General features: G+C 44.9%; 24 protein-coding genes. 8 read left to right on the forward strand and 16 right to left on the reverse strand.

The features are described 5' to 3' along the window. The 12 genes from IQQ51_RS27670 to IQQ51_RS25475 form a co-directional block, all read right to left on the reverse strand. Positions 1-729 (reverse strand): magnesium transporter (locus IQQ51_RS27670; RefSeq protein ID WP_228013251.1); only part of this gene is annotated, 729 nt, incomplete at its 3' end. A 148-nt stretch (positions 730-877) separates the two neighbouring features. Continuing rightward, the gene (locus tag IQQ51_RS25425) at positions 878-1,153 is read right to left on the reverse strand and encodes an HPr family phosphocarrier protein (RefSeq protein WP_017066670.1); all 276 of its coding nucleotides are present in this window, start codon (positions 1,151-1,153) and stop codon (positions 878-880) included. A 2-nt stretch (positions 1,154-1,155) separates the two neighbouring features. Then, on the reverse strand, positions 1,156-2,025 hold the full coding sequence (gene rapZ / locus IQQ51_RS25430; protein ID WP_050052759.1) for an RNase adapter RapZ: 870 nt from the start codon (positions 2,023-2,025) through the stop codon (positions 1,156-1,158). A gap of 4 nt (positions 2,026-2,029) precedes the next feature. Beyond that, on the reverse strand, positions 2,030-2,488 hold the full coding sequence (gene ptsN / locus IQQ51_RS25435) for a PTS IIA-like nitrogen regulatory protein PtsN (protein WP_048605899.1): 459 nt from the start codon (positions 2,486-2,488) through the stop codon (positions 2,030-2,032). Position 2,489: 1 nt separating this feature from the next. Then, the gene (hpf, locus tag IQQ51_RS25440; RefSeq protein WP_009847742.1) at positions 2,490-2,777 is read right to left on the reverse strand and encodes a ribosome hibernation promoting factor; all 288 of its coding nucleotides are present in this window, start codon (positions 2,775-2,777) and stop codon (positions 2,490-2,492) included. A gap of 61 nt (positions 2,778-2,838) precedes the next feature. Beyond that, entirely contained in the window at positions 2,839-4,299 is a 1,461-nt protein-coding gene (locus IQQ51_RS25445; protein WP_193842484.1) for an RNA polymerase factor sigma-54, read from the reverse strand. A 54-nt stretch (positions 4,300-4,353) separates the two neighbouring features. Next, the gene (gene lptB / locus IQQ51_RS25450) at positions 4,354-5,079 is read right to left on the reverse strand and encodes an LPS export ABC transporter ATP-binding protein (protein ID WP_004735304.1); all 726 of its coding nucleotides are present in this window, start codon (positions 5,077-5,079) and stop codon (positions 4,354-4,356) included. Positions 5,080-5,081: 2 nt separating this feature from the next. Beyond that, positions 5,082-5,576, reverse strand: coding sequence for a lipopolysaccharide transport periplasmic protein LptA (gene lptA, locus IQQ51_RS25455; protein WP_017058914.1), 495 nt, complete (start codon positions 5,574-5,576; stop codon positions 5,082-5,084). After that, entirely contained in the window at positions 5,557-6,120 is a 564-nt protein-coding gene (gene lptC, locus IQQ51_RS25460; protein ID WP_193842485.1) for an LPS export ABC transporter periplasmic protein LptC, read from the reverse strand. The genes lptA and lptC overlap by 20 nt, the downstream gene beginning before the upstream one ends. After that, the gene (gene kdsC, locus IQQ51_RS25465) at positions 6,117-6,674 is read right to left on the reverse strand and encodes a 3-deoxy-manno-octulosonate-8-phosphatase KdsC (protein ID WP_048605890.1); all 558 of its coding nucleotides are present in this window, start codon (positions 6,672-6,674) and stop codon (positions 6,117-6,119) included. The genes lptC and kdsC overlap by 4 nt, the downstream gene beginning before the upstream one ends. After that, positions 6,674-7,645, reverse strand: coding sequence for an arabinose-5-phosphate isomerase KdsD (gene kdsD, locus IQQ51_RS25470; protein WP_193842486.1), 972 nt, complete (start codon positions 7,643-7,645; stop codon positions 6,674-6,676). Before kdsD ends, kdsC begins: the two co-directional genes overlap by 1 nt. Before the next feature lie 34 nt (positions 7,646-7,679). Continuing rightward, positions 7,680-8,645, reverse strand: a complete 966-nt coding sequence (locus IQQ51_RS25475; RefSeq protein WP_050622165.1) for a calcium/sodium antiporter — start codon at positions 8,643-8,645, stop codon at positions 7,680-7,682. A gap of 265 nt (positions 8,646-8,910) precedes the next feature. Between IQQ51_RS25475 and mlaF the strand changes: the two genes are divergently transcribed. From mlaF to IQQ51_RS25515, 8 genes are all read left to right on the forward strand, one after another. Next, positions 8,911-9,705: a phospholipid ABC transporter ATP-binding protein MlaF gene (gene mlaF, locus IQQ51_RS25480; protein ID WP_193842487.1), complete on the forward strand. Its 795-nt coding sequence runs from the start codon at positions 8,911-8,913 to the stop codon at positions 9,703-9,705. Position 9,706: 1 nt separating this feature from the next. Next, on the forward strand, positions 9,707-10,486 hold the full coding sequence (mlaE, locus tag IQQ51_RS25485) for a lipid asymmetry maintenance ABC transporter permease subunit MlaE (RefSeq protein ID WP_046224440.1): 780 nt from the start codon (positions 9,707-9,709) through the stop codon (positions 10,484-10,486). Positions 10,487-10,488: 2 nt separating this feature from the next. After that, complete coding sequence (gene mlaD / locus IQQ51_RS25490) at positions 10,489-10,980, forward strand: outer membrane lipid asymmetry maintenance protein MlaD (RefSeq protein WP_046224439.1); 492 nt, start codon at positions 10,489-10,491, stop codon at positions 10,978-10,980. A 52-nt stretch (positions 10,981-11,032) separates the two neighbouring features. Beyond that, positions 11,033-11,662, forward strand: coding sequence for an MlaC/ttg2D family ABC transporter substrate-binding protein (locus tag IQQ51_RS25495; protein WP_120459707.1), 630 nt, complete (start codon positions 11,033-11,035; stop codon positions 11,660-11,662). After that, entirely contained in the window at positions 11,662-11,970 is a 309-nt protein-coding gene (locus IQQ51_RS25500; RefSeq protein ID WP_019821470.1) for an STAS domain-containing protein, read from the forward strand. The genes IQQ51_RS25495 and IQQ51_RS25500 overlap by 1 nt, the downstream gene beginning before the upstream one ends. Positions 11,971-11,983: 13 nt before the next feature. Beyond that, on the forward strand, positions 11,984-12,238 hold the full coding sequence (gene ibaG, locus IQQ51_RS25505; RefSeq protein ID WP_017058924.1) for a BolA family iron metabolism protein IbaG: 255 nt from the start codon (positions 11,984-11,986) through the stop codon (positions 12,236-12,238). Positions 12,239-12,246: 8 nt separating this feature from the next. Then, positions 12,247-13,512 (forward strand): UDP-N-acetylglucosamine 1-carboxyvinyltransferase, encoded by a 1,266-nt coding sequence (murA, locus tag IQQ51_RS25510; RefSeq protein WP_048605883.1) that lies wholly within the window; start codon positions 12,247-12,249, stop codon positions 13,510-13,512. Between the two features lie 152 nt (positions 13,513-13,664). Further along, entirely contained in the window at positions 13,665-14,390 is a 726-nt protein-coding gene (locus IQQ51_RS25515) for a 1-acylglycerol-3-phosphate O-acyltransferase (RefSeq protein ID WP_050622168.1), read from the forward strand. A 126-nt stretch (positions 14,391-14,516) separates the two neighbouring features. Here the strand turns inward: IQQ51_RS25515 and IQQ51_RS25520 are convergent, their stop codons facing one another. From IQQ51_RS25520 to argF, 4 genes are all read right to left on the reverse strand, one after another. Beyond that, complete coding sequence (locus IQQ51_RS25520; RefSeq protein WP_004735319.1) at positions 14,517-14,906, reverse strand: RidA family protein; 390 nt, start codon at positions 14,904-14,906, stop codon at positions 14,517-14,519. 136 nt (positions 14,907-15,042) lie between these two features. Next, a complete protein-coding gene (pyrI, locus tag IQQ51_RS25525; RefSeq protein WP_017058927.1) occupies positions 15,043-15,504 on the reverse strand; it encodes an aspartate carbamoyltransferase regulatory subunit in 462 nt (153 codons plus the stop codon). A 12-nt stretch (positions 15,505-15,516) separates the two neighbouring features. Next, positions 15,517-16,446, reverse strand: coding sequence for an aspartate carbamoyltransferase (pyrB, locus tag IQQ51_RS25530; protein WP_012604860.1), 930 nt, complete (start codon positions 16,444-16,446; stop codon positions 15,517-15,519). Between the two features lie 266 nt (positions 16,447-16,712). Further along, the coding region (argF, locus tag IQQ51_RS25535; protein ID WP_228013253.1) for an ornithine carbamoyltransferase at positions 16,713-17,563 on the reverse strand (851 nt) is incomplete at its 5' end.

The raw sequence follows: 17,563 nt of genomic DNA on the forward strand, positions 1-17,563 counted from the left end.
ATGTTGATTGCTATCGACTACTGGCGCTGAAACCCAATTACGACGTTCGAACAGGCTCGCAATGTCGGAAGCGCTGGTTTCAACCGCGATCGCTTCGTCTGCATCTTCCATCACCTCGGAAACTGCGACATCAGGCTGAGTCGTTACCAGTGTAGTAAGTGATAGGTTACCGATAAGACGTTCTTCTTCATCAATAACATACAGAGCGTCAGTTGCATCAGGCAGTTCGCCACGCATACGCATGTAACGCAATACAACGTCAACATCGACATCACCACGAATCGTGATTACATCGGTGTTCATTATCGCACCCGCTGAATCTTCAGGGTACGACAGGGCAGTTTCAACTAATGCACGATCGACGGAGTCCATTTGAGAAAGGACTTCGCGAGAAACATCGTCGGGTAGGCTTCGAAGTACGTACGCGACGTCATCGGTTTCCATACCTTCGGTTGCTTCTGCCAAGGTCTCAGGTGCCATTTTCGACACAAGAGCATCTTTGACGTCTTCGTTTAGTTCATCAAGAATTTCACCGTAGTCTTCAGGATCGGTGAGTTGCCAGAGTACGTCACGACTTTTGCGAGGGGAGGCTTCTAAAAGGTGTGCAATATCTTCAGGCTCCATGTCCTGAAGTTGTCGGCGTACGTGAACAAATCGGCCGTTTTCTAGGGCTTCGCTGACTTCTTGGAGGGTTTGGTGAGCTTGGTCGAATTCTAATTGCTCTGCCATATTTTCCTCCTATCTCATTATTCTAACAATGGTTGGAATAGTAACTTAATTCTGGGGCTTATTTAAATCATAAACTTAGATAGAACTAAGATTTAATATTGGTTGGTTCGTTGTTTGAGTCTTAGGCGTTGTGAGTGAAGCGTTTTCGCTACTCACCCTCATCAAACTTGTCTTCAATGAGATGACAGACGGCATCCAGTGCTTGCTGTGAATCGGTACCTGCAGCTTGAATAGTAATATGTTGCCCTTGCGCTGATTCCAGCATAAGTAACCCCATTACGCTGTCTGCTGTCGCCGTTTTATCTTCTTCGCTATGGATCGTGATGGTTGCATCAAAGCTTTGTGCAAGCTCAACCAACTTTACGGCTGCTCTAGCGTGAAGACCCAAGCGATTTTGGATCAGTACAGTTCGAGTTAATTCCATGGTTAGCCCTGTTGGTGCTTCTCTAGGGAGGCGTGTCTGATTTGAACTTGATGGCCAAGTTGTTCGAAGTACTCACCAATTTTCTGAGTTAGATAAACCGAGCGGTGTTTGCCGCCAGTACAGCCAATCGCGACCGTTAGGTAACTGCGATTGTTCTTCTCTAACATTGGTAACCACTGTTCAACAAAGCCTTGGATCTGTTGCTTGAGCTCTAGAACTTCTGAGTGTTCTTCAAGAAAAGAGTGAATTGGAGCATCTAGACCGGTTAGTGGTCGTAGTGCGGGTTCCCAGTGAGGGTTCGGCAAAAAGCGAACATCAAACACGTAGTCGGCATCACTTGGTAAGCCATACTTAAAACCGAAAGATTGAAAGACGATGATCAGCTCTTGCTTCTCTTTGCCTTCAACTTTAAAACGAACCTTTTCACTCAATTCGTAGAGGTTGCAGTCACTACTGTCAATCACAATGCTGGCGTGCTCTGCGAGAGGTGTCAGGAGTGTCTTCTCTAAATCAATCGCTTGCTCAAGAGAGAGCTTTTCTTGGCCGATCGATAAAGGGTGAATTCTGCGTGTTTCGCTGTAGCGTTTGAGTAACGTCTGCTTGCTCGCATCTAGGAACAAGACGTTCACATCGATATTAGTGGCAGAGTCTAGCTGTTCTAGCATGTCTGTGACTAACTGAGGCTCTTTCGGGAGGTTACGGATATCAATGCTAACGGCGACGTTTTGATTGATCTCGCGTACCGATTCGACGAAGTCGTTGAGCAGGTTTACTGGAAGGTTATCGACACAGTAATACCCCAAGTCTTCAAGGACTCGCAGCGCAACACTTTTACCGGCCCCCGATTGGCCACTAACAACGATTAATCGCATGTTATTACTCGCAAGTTGGCACTTGAATCATGATGTCGTAAAGCTCTTGATCGCTTTGAGCATTACGCAACTGTTTAAGAGTCTGCTTGTCGTTGAGTCGCTCTGCCATACAAGAGAGGGTTTTTAGATGCTCCTTGCACTGTTCACTTGGAACAAGCAGGGCAAATAGTAGGTCGACAGGACGATTATCAATCGCATCAAATTCGATGGGATCTTGGCATTGCAGTAATACAGCAATCGCTTTATCACTGACGTTCATACGAGCGTGAGGAATAGCAATGCCATTACCAATACCTGTACTGCCCATTTTTTCACGGCTCAACATGCACTCAAACAGTTCTGTTGAATCTTGACCACAGCTTTCTGCTGCGATCTGACTGATGAGCTCAAGGGCTCTTTTTTTGCTTGTGCATTGGACTGCACTTTTGGTGCAGTCCAATGAAAGTACTTCGCTTAATTGCATGTTAGTGACTACTTAGCTTTTCTTTGTGCTTGTTGAGTTGGCGGACGAGTTTATCAACCAATGAATCAATCGCGGCATACATGCTTTCATCTGTTGCTGTCGCATGGATTTCCCCCTGATTTATATGCAGGGTAGCTTCTGCGATTTGATTGATTTTCTCAACTTTTAAAACAACCTGAACGCTATTGATATGATCAAAGAAGCGCTCAAGTTTGTCGAATTTGGTGTGAACATAGTCTTGCATTGAATCGGTAAGATCAACGTGATGGCCTTGAATATTGATTTGCATAGACTTTCCTTTTCAGTTGGTGCCTGATAATAGTTGCTAAGTAACTAGCGACTAAATGAGCTTATAGCAGGCGTTTACGCTGACTCGATGGGGCAATGCCCAGAGACTCACGGTATTTCGCTATGGTACGTCTAGCTACCTGAATTCCTTGGTCAGCCAGTAAAGCAGCAATCTTACTATCACTTAGAGGCTTCGCGGTATTTTCCGCTGCGACAAGCTTCTTAATGAGTGCGCGAATTGCTGTAGATGAACATTCACCGCCATTGTCAGTGCTGACATGGCTTGAGAAAAAGTATTTGAGTTCGAAGATGCCACGTGGCGTATGCATGAATTTTTGAGTCGTCACACGAGAGATCGTGGATTCGTGCATATCAACAGCTAACGCAACATCATTAAGAACCATTGGCTTCATAGCTTCTTCGCCATGTTCGAAGAAATCACGCTGATGTTCAACAATGCATCGCGCAACTTTGAGTAGCGTCTCATTTCGGCTCTCTAGGCTTTTAATTAGCCACTTTGCTTCTTGCAAATTTGAGCGGATGTATTGATTGTCGGCGCTGTTGCCTTTACTGCCCAGATCAGCGTACTGCTGATTCACTTTTAGCTTAGGCACGCTATCAGGGTTAATGGTCACTAGCCATTTGCCAAGGTCTTTGAAGACAGATACATCCGGAACTACATACTCAGTTTCATCCGGAGTAATCTTACTGCCAGGGCGAGGATCCAGTTGTTGAATAAGCTGCAAAACTTCACGTAGTTCTGCCTCTTTCAACTTGGTCTCTTTGATAACCAGTTTGTAATCGCGGTTGCCGAGTTGGTCGATATGGCTAGTAAGTACTAACTTAGCTTCGTTGAGCCAAGGCGTATCTTGGGGAAAGGTTGCCAGTTGCAGTAACAAGCAATCTTGCAGATTGACTGAACCGACACCTAGCGGGTCAAACTGCTGAATTCGTTTACGTACGGCTTCAATTTCATCAAGCTCGATCTCTTCATTGTTGAAGTTTTCAAGGATGTCTTCACAAGTTACAGTGAGGTAGCCATAGTCGTCGATGGCATCGATTAGTGCAAAAGCGATGCTTCGGTCGGTGTCAGTGAATGGTGTTAGGTCGAGTTGCCAAAGTAGGTAATCGTGTAGGCTTTGAGTCGTTTCGCCTTGATAAACAGGCATGTCGTCATCAATCGCAATACCCGTATTACCGGTGTTTGCGCTGTAGACGTCTTCCCAAGTTGTGTCGATTTCTAGTTCGTTGCCAATCTCTGATTTTTCGATTAAGTCTGAGCTATCAGGTAAGTCTTGCTCTGTGGCTTCAACTGTTTCTTTTTCGTCACTGCTAGGTTTTTCTTCCGGTGTTGGCGTATCTTCATTGCCTTCTTCGACATCGAGTAGTGGGTTAGATTCAAGTGCTTCTTGAATCTCTTGCTGCAAATCTAAAGTAGACAATTGCAACAAACGAATCGCTTGCTGCAATTGAGGAGTCATTGCTAACTGTTGGCCTAGCTTAAGTTGTAATGAGGGTTTCATTCAGTGTGACTTACCTAGTTATTATTCTTAGAACTCTCGATACTCTCTATATAATCATAGACGGAATTGTTCGCCTAGATAAACTTGTTTAACTTGTTCGTTATTGAGAACATCTTCAGGAGTACCCTCAGCGATCAGGTGCCCTTGGCTTACGATGTAAGCTTTTTCACACACGTCTAATGTTTCACGAACGTTGTGGTCGGTAATCAAAACGCCCAAGCCGCGATCGCGCAGGTGAACAATGATTTTTTTGATATCGATTACTGAGATCGGGTCAACACCAGCGAATGGTTCATCCAATAGAATGAACTGCGGGTTTGCTGCGAGTGCTCGAGCAATCTCTACACGACGACGCTCACCACCCGACAGAGCCATACCATTGCTGGTGCGGATATGTTGGATGTGGAACTCTTCTAGCAGGTCTTCCAGCTTATCTTGGCGTTGTTCGTTGGTCATTTCATCACGGGTTTGTAAAACCGCCATGATATTGTTCTCTACAGACAGCTTACGGAAAATCGACGCTTCTTGAGGCAGGTAACCGATACCAAGACGAGAACGGCTGTGCATTGGTAAGATACTGATGTCTCGGTCATCAATGCTGATGGTACCTTCATCACGCGCAACCAGACCAACAATCATATAGAAAGACGTGGTTTTACCGGCACCGTTAGGTCCAAGCAGACCGACGATCTGGCCTGACTCTACCTGTAAGCTTACATCGGTAACAACCTTACGTTTACTGTAGGTTTTCGCTAGGTTTTTTGCTTTAAGAACAGCCATCGTTACTTATTCACTTCCGTTGGTTGTAAAACCGTTGACACTCGTTTGTTTTCACCACTGTCAGCGACTAATTTCTGAGAACCGATCTGGTAAGTGATCTTAGAGCCGCGAATGATGCTGCCATCTTGAGATAGCATCGCATTCTTGGTCATGATCAGCCTGTCGGCAACAAGCTGGTAATGTAGGTCGTCAGCTTCACCGTAGAGTGTCTTACCGTCGTCAGTAAGCTGAGAGAAGGTTGCTGGCTTACCGAAGCCTTGAATTTCTTCAATCTCACCATTTACGGCGTTACGAGTAACAATAACCTTATCGGCATTGATATTGATGCTGCCTTGTTTAAGGTTCACATCACCAAGGAAAGTCACTTGGTTACTTTTCATATCCAATTGCTGGCTGTCTGAGTCAATGTAGACAGGTTGCTCGCTATCCGAAGACAGAGCATAGACATTAGGTGCCGCAAGGGTCAAAGCGAATAAACTAAGGTGTAAGAGTTTCATATCTACCTTGAACAGAATTAAAGAGGGTCGCTTTGTTGGTACCGAAGTTACCTTTCATTGCTTGTCCCTCAGTTTCAAAAAATGTACCGATCATATGGACCGGAGTATCTGAATAAAAATCTCGGCTAGGCAGCTCAACAACCATTTTATCAGTGGTCATTGTATCGAAGTTGGCTTCTGGCAACAGGTTCTTTGCCACAACGTTGTCATAAAAAGTGACAACTTGATTCTTATCCATAATCGCGCGATCAGCGGTGAATTGCCATTCAATCGTATGCCCTTCTCGAAATACCGAAAGAATTGGGTTTTGAAAGTGTGTATCACCGCCTACTGAGTAGTACTCTAAATATGTTGATTCAACCTGGTAGCTACGAATACCAGTTTGGTCATAACTAATGTTGCTTAGACTTTTGCCACTAAACGCGGGCAGCTCCAAATTGGGAGCCACTTGTATCGTTGATGTTTGCTCTTTGTCGTATAGGTAATAGGTCGACCAAGAGGCAATAAATATGAGTATTAAATAGATAATACGAGTAAAACTCATATGCTTAAACCTTTATGCACGTCGAGTTCATTTCTTGCTTGTAAAATCAGGTCGCAGACTTCGCGTACTGCGCCATGACCACCTTTAATAGTTGTCACGTAGTTTGCACGCTTTGCAAGTAGCGGGTGACCATCTGCCACACAGACCTTCAAGCCAACTTTTTCCATTACAGGCCAGTCAATCAGATCGTCTCCGATGTAACCTGTATTTTCAGGATTTACAGAAAGCTTATCGCAAATATCTTGGTATGCCTTAACTTTATCGTCTTGACCTTGATAAATTAGCTTAATGCCTAGGGCGGTCATACGATTCTCAACAATTTGAGATTTGCGACCTGTGATGATCGCGATTTCAATACCAGCGTTCATCAGTGATTTTATGCCGTAACCGTCACGAGTGTGGAAGGTTTTCAGCTCTTCACCGTTGTTGCCCATGTAGATACGACCATCAGAGAAGACACCATCGACATCGCAAATTAGCAGTTTGATCTCTTTTGCGATGGCAAATACATCTGAGTTAACAGTGCCGTATAGAGTTTCGACTGTCTGTGTCATTACATTACTCCTGCTTTCAGTAAGTCATGCATGTTTAACGCTCCGACTAATTTACCTTCTTGGCACAACATCAGGCCATTAATGCTCCTCGCTTGCATCAAGTTTAAGCCCTCAACTGCGAGCATGTTTGGCTCGGCTACTGTCGGGTTTAGCGTCATCACATCACCGATCTGCGTGTTATGGATATCAACGCGTTTGTCTAAGATACGGCGTAAATCACCATCGGTAAAAATACCGGCCATTTGGCCATCTTCACCAACGATGGCTGTCATGCCTAAGCCTTTCTGAGAAATTTCTAACAAAGCGTCTCGAACTAGCGCATCCGGTGCTACAACAGGGAGTGCGTCACCTGTGTGCATGATGTCGTCCAGTTTTAACAGCAGTTGACGACCTAAAGCACCACCTGGATGAGACAGGGCAAAGTCTTGAGCGGTGAAGCCTCGAGCCTGTAAAAGTGCAACGGCTAATGCATCACCCATGACCAAAGTCGCCGTGGTGCTTGTTGTTGGTGCTAACCCCAGTGGACAAGCTTCTTCTGGTACTGAAATTTGTAAATGTATATCAGACAAGGTAGCCATGTTTGATGCTGGCTTGCCTGTCATGCTGATGATCTTGATGTTCAGACGCTTTAATACTGGGAATAGGCTGAGGATTTCTCCAGATTCACCTGAGTTGGATATTGCAATCACAATATCGCCAGGTTCAATCATGCCTAGATCGCCATGCGCTGCTTCACCTGGGTGTACAAAGAAAGCCGATGTGCCGGTACTTGCCAATGTGGCTGCGATTTTGTTGCCAATGTGGCCTGATTTACCCATGCCCATCACAACGACTTTGCCTTTGTTGTTCAGGATAAGGTCGCAAGCTTTACAAAAATCATCATTAAAATATTGGTCTAATTGAGTGAGACCTGCAACTTCGGTTTCCAAAACTTGTTTTGCAACGCTGCGGTAATCAAATGGCTGAGACATCAAATACTCCAAGTACGGGAAGTTAAATCAACAATTAAGCCGACATGTTCATTAGTAGGTAAGCTTGGTAGGCCACGAACGTCACAATTAACACGCCGCCTTCAATGCGATTCACACTACGAGATTTTCCTAGTGCCATCACAACAAGCAGTAGCGATACGCCTAGCATTACCCAGAAGTCACGACCCATAGCGAATTCGCTCAAGATAGAAGGGTTGAGAATGCCCGGGATACCCATAACAGCAAGGATGTTGAATACGTTTGAACCAATGATATTACCTACAGCCATATCATCTTCACCCTTCATAACGCCGGCTAGTGATGCTGCAAGCTCAGGCAAGCTAGTGCCTACAGCTATGATAGTTAGACCAATGACAAGGTCGCTCATGCCGAAGTATTTCGCGATGATTACGGCATTATCAACCAACATATCAGCAGCCAAAGGCAGGATGATCAGACCAATCACGACCCACATTGCGGCTTTAGGGTTGCTAACACCCTCTGGGATTTCTGACTCTTGTTCGTCAAGGAAGGCATCACCGTTCTTCTTCTCACTGCGGCTGATTTGCAGCATGGCAAATAAGAAAGCGGCGAAAAGAACAAACAACAACACGCCTTCATAAAAACCTAAATGGTTATCCCAAAGCAGTGCGCCAGCTAATAAAGTGACACCAATCATTAATGGTAGTTCACGGCGAATCACACCAGAGCTAATCGATAGCGGCTTGATTAGGGCGGTAATACCTAAAATCAACGCAATGTTAGCGATGTTTGAGCCTAATACGTTGCCTACAGCGGTATCTGTTTTGCCATCAAGGGCTGCTGTAGCTGAAACCATCATTTCAGGAGCCGAAGACCCCATTGCTAAGATCGTCATACCGATAACTAGTGGTGAGATACCGAAGTTTCGAGCAAGAGCAGCGGCGCCGTAAACCAGCTTATCTGCACTCCACACCAAAAAACCTAGACCGATAATAAGAAACGCAATCGCTTCAAGCATGATGATTCCTAAAAAATTAATAAAAAACGGAGAATTAACCGCTAATTTTGACCTGTTGCTAGATAAAAGGGAAGTCACTCGGCAAATTAATTACCAGTTAGCAGGCAAGAAAGAGAGCTCAATAGATAATTTTCTAATGCTTTCAAATCCCTGCATAGATTCCTGTTTAATATGAATTAATTGAACAGTGCTTTTAATTCTAAAGTAGACTCATTATTATTGCAGCCATAATTGGCGTTTTTTAAAGCAAGGAAACAACAAAAATATGTTGAACACTGAGCTTGTGAAAGTTAAGAACCTCAGCTTCTCACGCGGTGAGCGCGTTATCTTTGATGACATCAGTTTAGAGGTGCCTCAAGGCAAGATAACCGCAATCATGGGGCCGTCTGGGATCGGCAAAACGACTTTACTGCGTTTGATTGGTGGGCAACTGCCGCCAGATGAAGGTGAAGTTTGGTTTGATGGCGACAATATCCCAGCATTATCACGTCGAAAGCTGTATCAAGCACGCAAGAAAATGAGCATGCTATTCCAATCGGGTGCGCTTTTTACGGGTCTCAATGTCTTTGATAATGTGGCGTTTCCACTGCGAGAGCACACTGAACTTAATGAAAAATTCATTCGTACCATCGTATTACTAAAGCTTGAAGCGGTAGGATTACGAGGGGCAGCGCAATTAATGCCGAGTGAGTTGTCTGGCGGTATGGCGAGGAGAGCTGCGTTGGCTCGTGCGATCGCGCTGGATCCAGAACTTATCATGTACGATGAGCCGTTTGTTGGCCAAGACCCAATCACTATGGGCGTATTGGTTGAATTGATCCGAAACCTCAATCAAGCCTTGGGCTTAACCTCGATTGTTGTTTCTCACGATGTGCCAGAGGTGATGAGTATTGCTGATTGGGTTTACCTCATGGCAGATAGCAAGATCATTGCTGCTGGGTCCCCTGACGAGTTGTACAACAATAGCGATCCGAGAGTGCAGCAATTCTTGCAAGGTGAAGCCGATGGTCCAGTACCATTTAGATTCCCAGCAAAGAGCTTAGAAAAGGATTTGTTTTAATATGATTGTTAAAACTATTGCGGGTGTCGGTAAGCGTACACTTGCGATCTGTGAGTCATTTGGTCGAGCAAGCCTGATGTTATTTGGGGCTTTGTTTGGCATCCCGCGACTAAAAAACTTCCCTTTATTAGTAAAACAACTTTATAGCGTTGGCGTTCAGTCATTGGCTATTATTTTAGTTTCGGGTCTGTTCATTGGCATGGTGCTCAGCCTGCAGGGCTATGTCGTGTTAATTGACTACGGCGCTGAGGGAAACCTTGGCCAAATGGTCGCGCTTTCACTGTTACGTGAGTTGGGGCCTGTGGTGACTGCGTTATTATTTGCAGGTCGAGCCGGTTCAGCACTCACGGCAGAGATTGGTTTAATGAAGGCAACAGAGCAGATCTCAAGCCTTGAGATGATGGCCGTTGACCCTCTTAAACGCATTATTGCACCACGTCTTTGGGCCGGGCTTATCTCAATGCCATTGCTTGCTATGATCTTTATGGCGGTCGGTATTTGGGGCGGTCAACTGGTTGGTGTTGATTGGAAAGGCATTGATCACGGCAGTTTCTGGTCTGCGATGCAGTCTTCAGTTGAGCTTGGCCGAGATATTGGTAACAGCATGATCAAATGTATGGTCTTCGCTATCACCGTAACTTGGATCGCACTTTTCAATGGTTATGACGCAGTACCGACTTCAGAAGGTATTAGTCAGGCAACCACACGCACTGTAGTGCACTCTTCTCTAGCGGTACTAGGGCTAGATTTTGTTCTTACCGCATTGATGTTTGGGAATTAATCATGCAACAAACCCGAAAATTAGAATTATGGGTCGGCACCTTTGTTATTGCCGGAATTTGCGCAATCTTAATCATGATCTTTCAAGTCGCTGACGTAAAGGGCATAGGTTCGAACCATACTTACAATCTAAAAGCGACCTTTGACAACATTGGCAGCCTAAAAGTTCGTTCTCCAGTGAAAGTGGGTGGCGTCGTTGTTGGTCGAGTTAAAAGTATTGAGCTTGATACCGAGAGCTACCTTCCTGTCGTTGAACTGTCTATTGACGGGAAGTACTCACAATTTCCAGATACCTCTAGCGCTCAAATTTTAACATCTGGCTTAATTGGTGAGCAGTACATTAGTCTGGTTCCAGGCTTCATTTTTGATGATGAAGAGATGCTGGTCGATGGTGATGCAATTGAAGACACTAAGTCAGCATTAGTACTAGAAGATTTGATTGGCCAAGTGCTGTATAGCGTTGGTGGTTCTAATGACAGCGAAGCTAAGGAATAAGATGATGTTGAAAACTATTAGTCATTTAAAAACTATTGGTTACTTGAAATCAATGTTTATGGCGGCAATGGCGTTGCTTATTTCTACCCAAGCATTTGCTGCAGAATCGATTGACCGTACTCAGCCTTACCAGATGATGACTCAAGTTGCCGAAGTGGCATTTGAGCGTTTGAAGAGTGAACAAGACAACATCCACCAAGATCCAGAGTTATTGAAGGTCATCGTGGAAGAAGAGTTGATGCCTTATGTGAATGCACAATATGCAGCTCTTAAGTTACTTGGACCAAACTTGAAAGGCGCAGATAGAAAAGACGTGGGCGTGTTTATCGATTCATTCCGTAAATACCTGGTTTCTTCTTATGCTCAAGTGCTGACTCAATACACAGATCAGACGATTGAATTTGGCCCAGAACCAAAAATCAAAGCGGATAGCCGCATTACCAGTATCAAGGTCGACATCATCGATACGCCGCGACCAAACATTAAGCTTGAATTTAAGCTTCGCAAAGACAAGAAATCTGGCGAGTGGAAAGCATTTGATATGGTTGCAGAAGGTATTAGCTTGTTGTCGAGCAAGCAATCGGAGTGGAATACTAAGATTCGTCAAGAAGGCATCTTACAAGTTGCTGACGAACTAGAGAAATTAGCCGCACAACCGATTCGTTTTGAGAGTAACAAATAATGAGCCATTCTCAATGGCAAGCACTAAGCTCTAAAGAGTATCAGCTGCTTGGTGATTTAGACCGAGACAGTGTACCTGCAATCTGGCGTATATTGGAAAAGTGGCAAACGACGGAATCGAGCGTTGAAATTGACCTTAGCCATATAAATAGAGTCGATTCAGCAGGAATGGTGATGCTAATTCACTTATTAGAGCATGCAAAAAATCAAAACTGTCATATAATGCTCAGTTTCGTGCCAGAACAATTACGAACGTTGTTCCAATTGAGCAATATCCAGCCAATGATGGCAGAACACATAAAAAATTAGGCAGGAGCTATTTGTGGACAGCACAAAAGTACAAGAATTATTAGCAGAAGCACTGAACCTTCAGGAAATTTTCGTGAAAGGGGAAGGCAGTCATTACGAAGTTGTTGCGGTTGATCCATGTTTTGACGGCATGAATCGAGTTAAGAAGCAGCAACTAATCTACGGCCCACTAATGGAATACATTCAACGCAATGACATCCATGCTCTTTCTATTAAGGCTTTCACGCCGGAAGAGTGGGAACGTGATAAGAAACTGATGTCACTTTAAGGTTTATGATGGAAAAGTTTCGAGTTATTGGATCGGATAAGCCGCTAAGCGGTGAAGTGACGATCTCAGGCGCAAAAAATGCAGCGCTACCTATCTTATTTGCTTCAATTCTTGCTGAAGAGCCAGTAGAAGTAAGTAACGTTCCTCACCTACGTGACATCGATACTACGATGGAACTGCTTAAGCGTTTAGGCGCAAAAGTATCACGTAATGGTAGTGTTCATGTTGATGGCAGCGAAATTAATGAATTTTGTGCGCCTTACGATTTAGTGAAAACAATGCGTGCTTCTATTTGGGCTTTAGGTCCTCTAGTCGCTCGTTTTGGTGAAGGCCAAGTGTCACTTCCAGGCGGTTGTGCAATTGGTGCGCGACCTGTTGATCTGCATATCCACGGCCTAGAGCAACTAGGTGCGACCATTAAGTTGGAAGATGGTTATGTGAAAGCAAGTGTTGATGGCCGTCTGAAAGGCGCGCACATCGTGATGGATAAAGTAAGTGTGGGTGCCACCATTACTATCATGTGTGCAGCAACGCTAGCGGAAGGAACAACAGTACTTGATAACTCAGCGCGTGAGCCTGAGATTGTTGATACGGCTGACTTCCTAAACAAACTAGGTGCTAAAATTTCTGGCGCAGGTACAGATACGATTACTATCGAAGGCGTTGAGCGTCTTGGTGGTGGCCAACACTCTGTGGTTGCTGACCGTATTGAAACAGGTACTTTCCTGGTTGCTGCTGCTGTTTCTGGCGGTAAAGTGGTTTGTCGCAACACCAACGCTCATCTTCTTGAAGCTGCCTTAGCGAAGCTTGAAGAAGCGGGTGCGAAGGTTGAAACGGGCGAAGACTGGATCAGCCTTGATATGACAGGTCGTGAGCTGAAAGCGGTGAAAATCGTAACAGCCCCTCACCCTGGCTTCCCAACCGACATGCAAGCACAGTTTACTCTGCTTAACATGATGGCGAAGGGCAGTGGTGTTATCACTGAGACTATCTTTGAAAACCGCTTTATGCACATTCCTGAGTTACAGCGAATGGGTGCAAAAGCCGAAATCGAAGGCAACACGGCTATCTGTGGTGAAACGGAAAAACTGAGCGGCGCTCAAGTAATGGCAACGGACCTTCGCGCATCTGCAAGCCTTGTGATTGCTGGCTGTATCGCTCAAGGCGAAACCATCGTTGACCGTATTTATCACATCGATCGTGGCTACGATAAGATTGAAGATAAATTGTCAGCCTTAGGCGCAAACATTACACGATTTCGTGAGTCGAGCTAACCTAGGTTAGTGGATTCATGAATCAGTAAGATGAAAACATAAAAGTCGGAACCTTGGTTTCGGCTTTTTTATAGTTGTATTTACCGCAAGTAAATCTATTGCTCATTTTTGCGCGAATAGATGAATCAACTTGGCGGTCGGTGAGGAACAAAATGATAGCAATATTACGTATTTTCGCAGTGGCGATATTTGCGATTCTTATGTTTGTATTTGGTTGTGGTTACTGCCTATTAAGTCCACGCAACCCGAAACACGTATTTACCTTTGGCCGTTATTTCGGTCGCATGTCGAAGATCTTCGGCATGAAGTTAGAGCTTCGCATCCCAGAAGATGCATACTCTCGCGGCCAACATGTTTATGTAGCGAACCACCAAAACAGCTGGGATCTATTCACGATTTCATCTGCGGTAACGCCAAAAGTGGTGACGGTTGGTAAGAAAAGCCTAGTGTGGATGCCTCTATTTGGTCAGCTTTACTGGTTGACGGGTAACATCCTAATTGACCGTGCTAACCGCAGCAAAGCGGTAGGTACGATTGATCAGGTCGTGACGAGTCTAAAAGAGAGCGATGTTTCAGTTTGGATGTTCCCTGAGGGCACTCGTTCTCGTGGCCGTGGTCTGCTGCCATTCAAAACAGGTGCATTCCATGCTGCGATTGGTGCTGGCTTGCCTATCATCCCTATCGTGTGTAGCTCAACAGGTGGCGTGAAGCTAAACCGTTGGAACAATGGTCACGTGATTGTTGAAATGCTGCCACCAATCAGCACTGAAGGCTACGACAAGTCTAATGTTCGTGAACTGGCTAACCTAGCTCGTGATCAGATGGCTGCTAAGCTTGAAGAGTTAGACAAAGAAGTGGTTGAGCTTAATAAAAAGTAATTATCTAAGCGAAACGATGAACAATAAAAAAGGTTGCCAACTAGGCAACCTTTTTTTGTATCTAATAAACATTCAGCATTACTGCTAAGTCGTTTATTAGAAGGTGTTTATTCTAGAGGTTAAAACCTATTTACGAACCGCAATAGCTTCGATCTCGATACCTACATCTTTTGGTAGACGAGCTACTTCAACACATGAACGTGCAGGGTAGTTTGCAACGCCGTGCTCATCGAAGAATTTGCCGTAAACCTCGTTTACTGTGCCGAAGTCGTTTAGGTCTTTAACGAATACCGTTAGTTTTACGATGTCTTTTACAGTCAGGCCTGAAGCTTCAACAACCGCTTGAACGTTGTCTAGGGATTGGCGAGCTTGTTCTGCGATATCAGCAGATACTTCACCAGTTGCTGGGTTTACTGGGATTTGACCAGAAGTCAGTACCATATTGCCAAGGTCAACGCCTTGTACGTATGGGCCGATTGCAGCTGGAGCAGATTCTGTGTGAAGTACTTTAGTCATTGGTTTATTCCATCAGTTATTAGATAAAAATCAATTTTCAGTGTGCCTTCAAACTTTGGATAGGTAAAGCGCAAAATACCCCGCACAGGCGAGGTATTTGATAGTTTTTACATTCGGTCTTCTTTGCCGTATGACGTTATCTTTCTGTCACGATCTCGCGAGAGAAGACTTTTTCGCAATACTTACACTTCAATCGAATATCTTCTTTCTTTTCAAAGATCTTAAAGCTGCTTTCAACCGGTTCATTGTGAGTAATACAGTTGGTATTTGGACACTCGAACACATCGTTGATTTGCTCAGGAAGCTCTAGTGGTAGCTTCTTAACCACTTCGTAATCTTCGATTTGATTCACTGTTGCGTGAGGCGCGTAAAGAGCCAGCTTGCTCGCCTGTTCTTCTGTGATAAACACATTCTCAATCTTGAGCAGGTCTTTTCCGCCTAGTGCAGAAGACGGCAGATTTAGGCCAATCGTCACGCGCTGATGAGAATTGTGCATGTCGAACAGTTTTAGCACCTTGATCCCGATATTGGCTGGGATATGGTCGATAACAGTACCGTTTCTGATTGCTTCAACTTTTAATTGAGTCTCTTTAGACATGATATCTCTCCTCTACAGCGTTTCGTTAAGAACAAGGGCTAGCAATGCTTCACGAGCGTAAACACCATTCTCTGCTTGCTGGAAGTAGTAAGCGTAAGGTGTTTTATCGACATCGACAGTAATTTCATCAACGCGAGGAAGAGGGTGCAGAACCTTCAGGTTATCGCGTGCATTTTCCAGCATCGAAGCGGTCAGGATGTATGCGGATTTGATGTGCGCGTATTCTGACTCATCGAAGCGCTCTTTTTGAACTCGAGTCATGTACAGGACATCAAGCTCAGGAATCACATCTTCCATGTCCGTCAATAGTTGGTACTTGATGCCAGCTTCATCAAGCTCTTCGCAAATGTAGTCTGGCATCGCTAGAGCTTCCGGAGCCACGAAGTAGAAACAGATGTTGTCGAACTTAGCTAGTGCTTGAGTCAACGAGTGAACCGTACGGCCGTACTTAAGGTCACCAACGAATGCAACGTTTAGGTTGTCGAGGCGGCCTTGTGTCTCAGCGATAGAGAATAGGTCTAGTAACGTTTGTGTTGGGTGTTGGTTTGCGCCGTCACCGGCGTTAATAACAGGTACACCGTTTGAGAACTCAGAAGCCAGACGCGCTGCGCCTTCTTGAGGGTGACGCATCACGTAAGCGTCAACGTATGAAGAAATAACCTGTACCGAGTCCGCTAGCGTTTCGCCTTTCTTCGCCAGTGAAGTGTTACCACCACTGTCGAAACCAATCACATCACCACCGATGCGTTGAATCGCAGTTTCAAAAGAGAGACGAGTTCGCGTAGAAGGTTCGAAGAAGCAGCTGGCAACAACTTTGTTCTTGATGAGTTCTGGATTTGGTTCAGCCTTTAGCTGACCTGCCGTTTGAACAATTAATTCTAGCTCTTCACGAGAAAGCTCTGGAATTGAGATGATGTGCTTTTGATAGAGCGAATTCGCCATGATCTTCTTCCCCACAATAATGTATTGGCCATAAAAAAGCCCCCCATAATGGGAGGCTTTAAAAAAGTGCTGAAAAGCAGAATAGACGGCCTGGTAAGCATCTTAGCTTACGAGCAATATTTGGTGTTTTCACAATATTACTATGTGTTTTCACAATATTGGTTGGCGTCATTTTCACTACTCTCAGACAAATTGCCGAGAATTATACGCTTTCAATTTGTGAGCGCAAGCGATTACATCAAGCTTTTGTTTACTTTCAGTATTCGCTATTGACCCAGTGTCGCAACCATTACCGCTTTGATGGTATGCATGCGATTCTCAGCTTCATCAAACACAATTGAGTAATCCGATTCAAAGACTTCGTCTGTTACCTCTAAACCGTTCATTCCATATTTGTCTGCGACTTGCTGGCCGATCACGGTTTCATTGTTGTGGAAAGCGGGCAGGCAGTGCATGAATTTCACTTGAGGGTTACCAGTGAGCTTAATAACATCCATGTTCACTTGATAAGGCGTCATAACCGCAACACGCTCGTCCCAAGCTTCTGGCGCCTCGCCCATTGAAACCCAGACATCGGTATAAAGGAAATCACAGCCTTTAACACCTTCAGCAACGTCTTCCGTTAGAGTGATTTTGGCACCCGTACTTTGCGCGATAGCTTGGCATTCTTCAACAAGCTGCTCTTCTGGCCAGAATGCTTTAGGCGCGACAAGGCGAATATCCATGCCCATCTTCGCAGCTCCGACTAACAGAGAGTTACCCATGTTATTGCGTGCATCGCCTAGATAAGCAAAGCTGATTTGGTACAGATGTTTTCCGCGGCCATGCTCAAGCATGGTGAGGAAATCAGCCAAGATCTGAGTAGGGTGGAACTCATCGGTTAAGCCATTCCAAACTGGCACGCCCGCATAAGCGCCTAAGTCTTCAACGATACTCTGGCCAAAACCACGATATTCGATGCCATCGTACATACGCCCCAATACACGCGCCGTATCTTTCATTGATTCTTTTTGACCAATCTGAGAACCAGAAGGACCAAGGTAAGAGACCTGAGCACCTTGATCAAAGGCGGCCACTTCAAACGCACATCGTGTTCGAGTTGATGCTTTCTCGAAGA

Source organism: Vibrio sp. OPT18 (assembly GCF_015163615.1).
Lineage (GTDB): Bacteria > Pseudomonadota > Gammaproteobacteria > Enterobacterales > Vibrionaceae > Vibrio > Vibrio coralliirubri.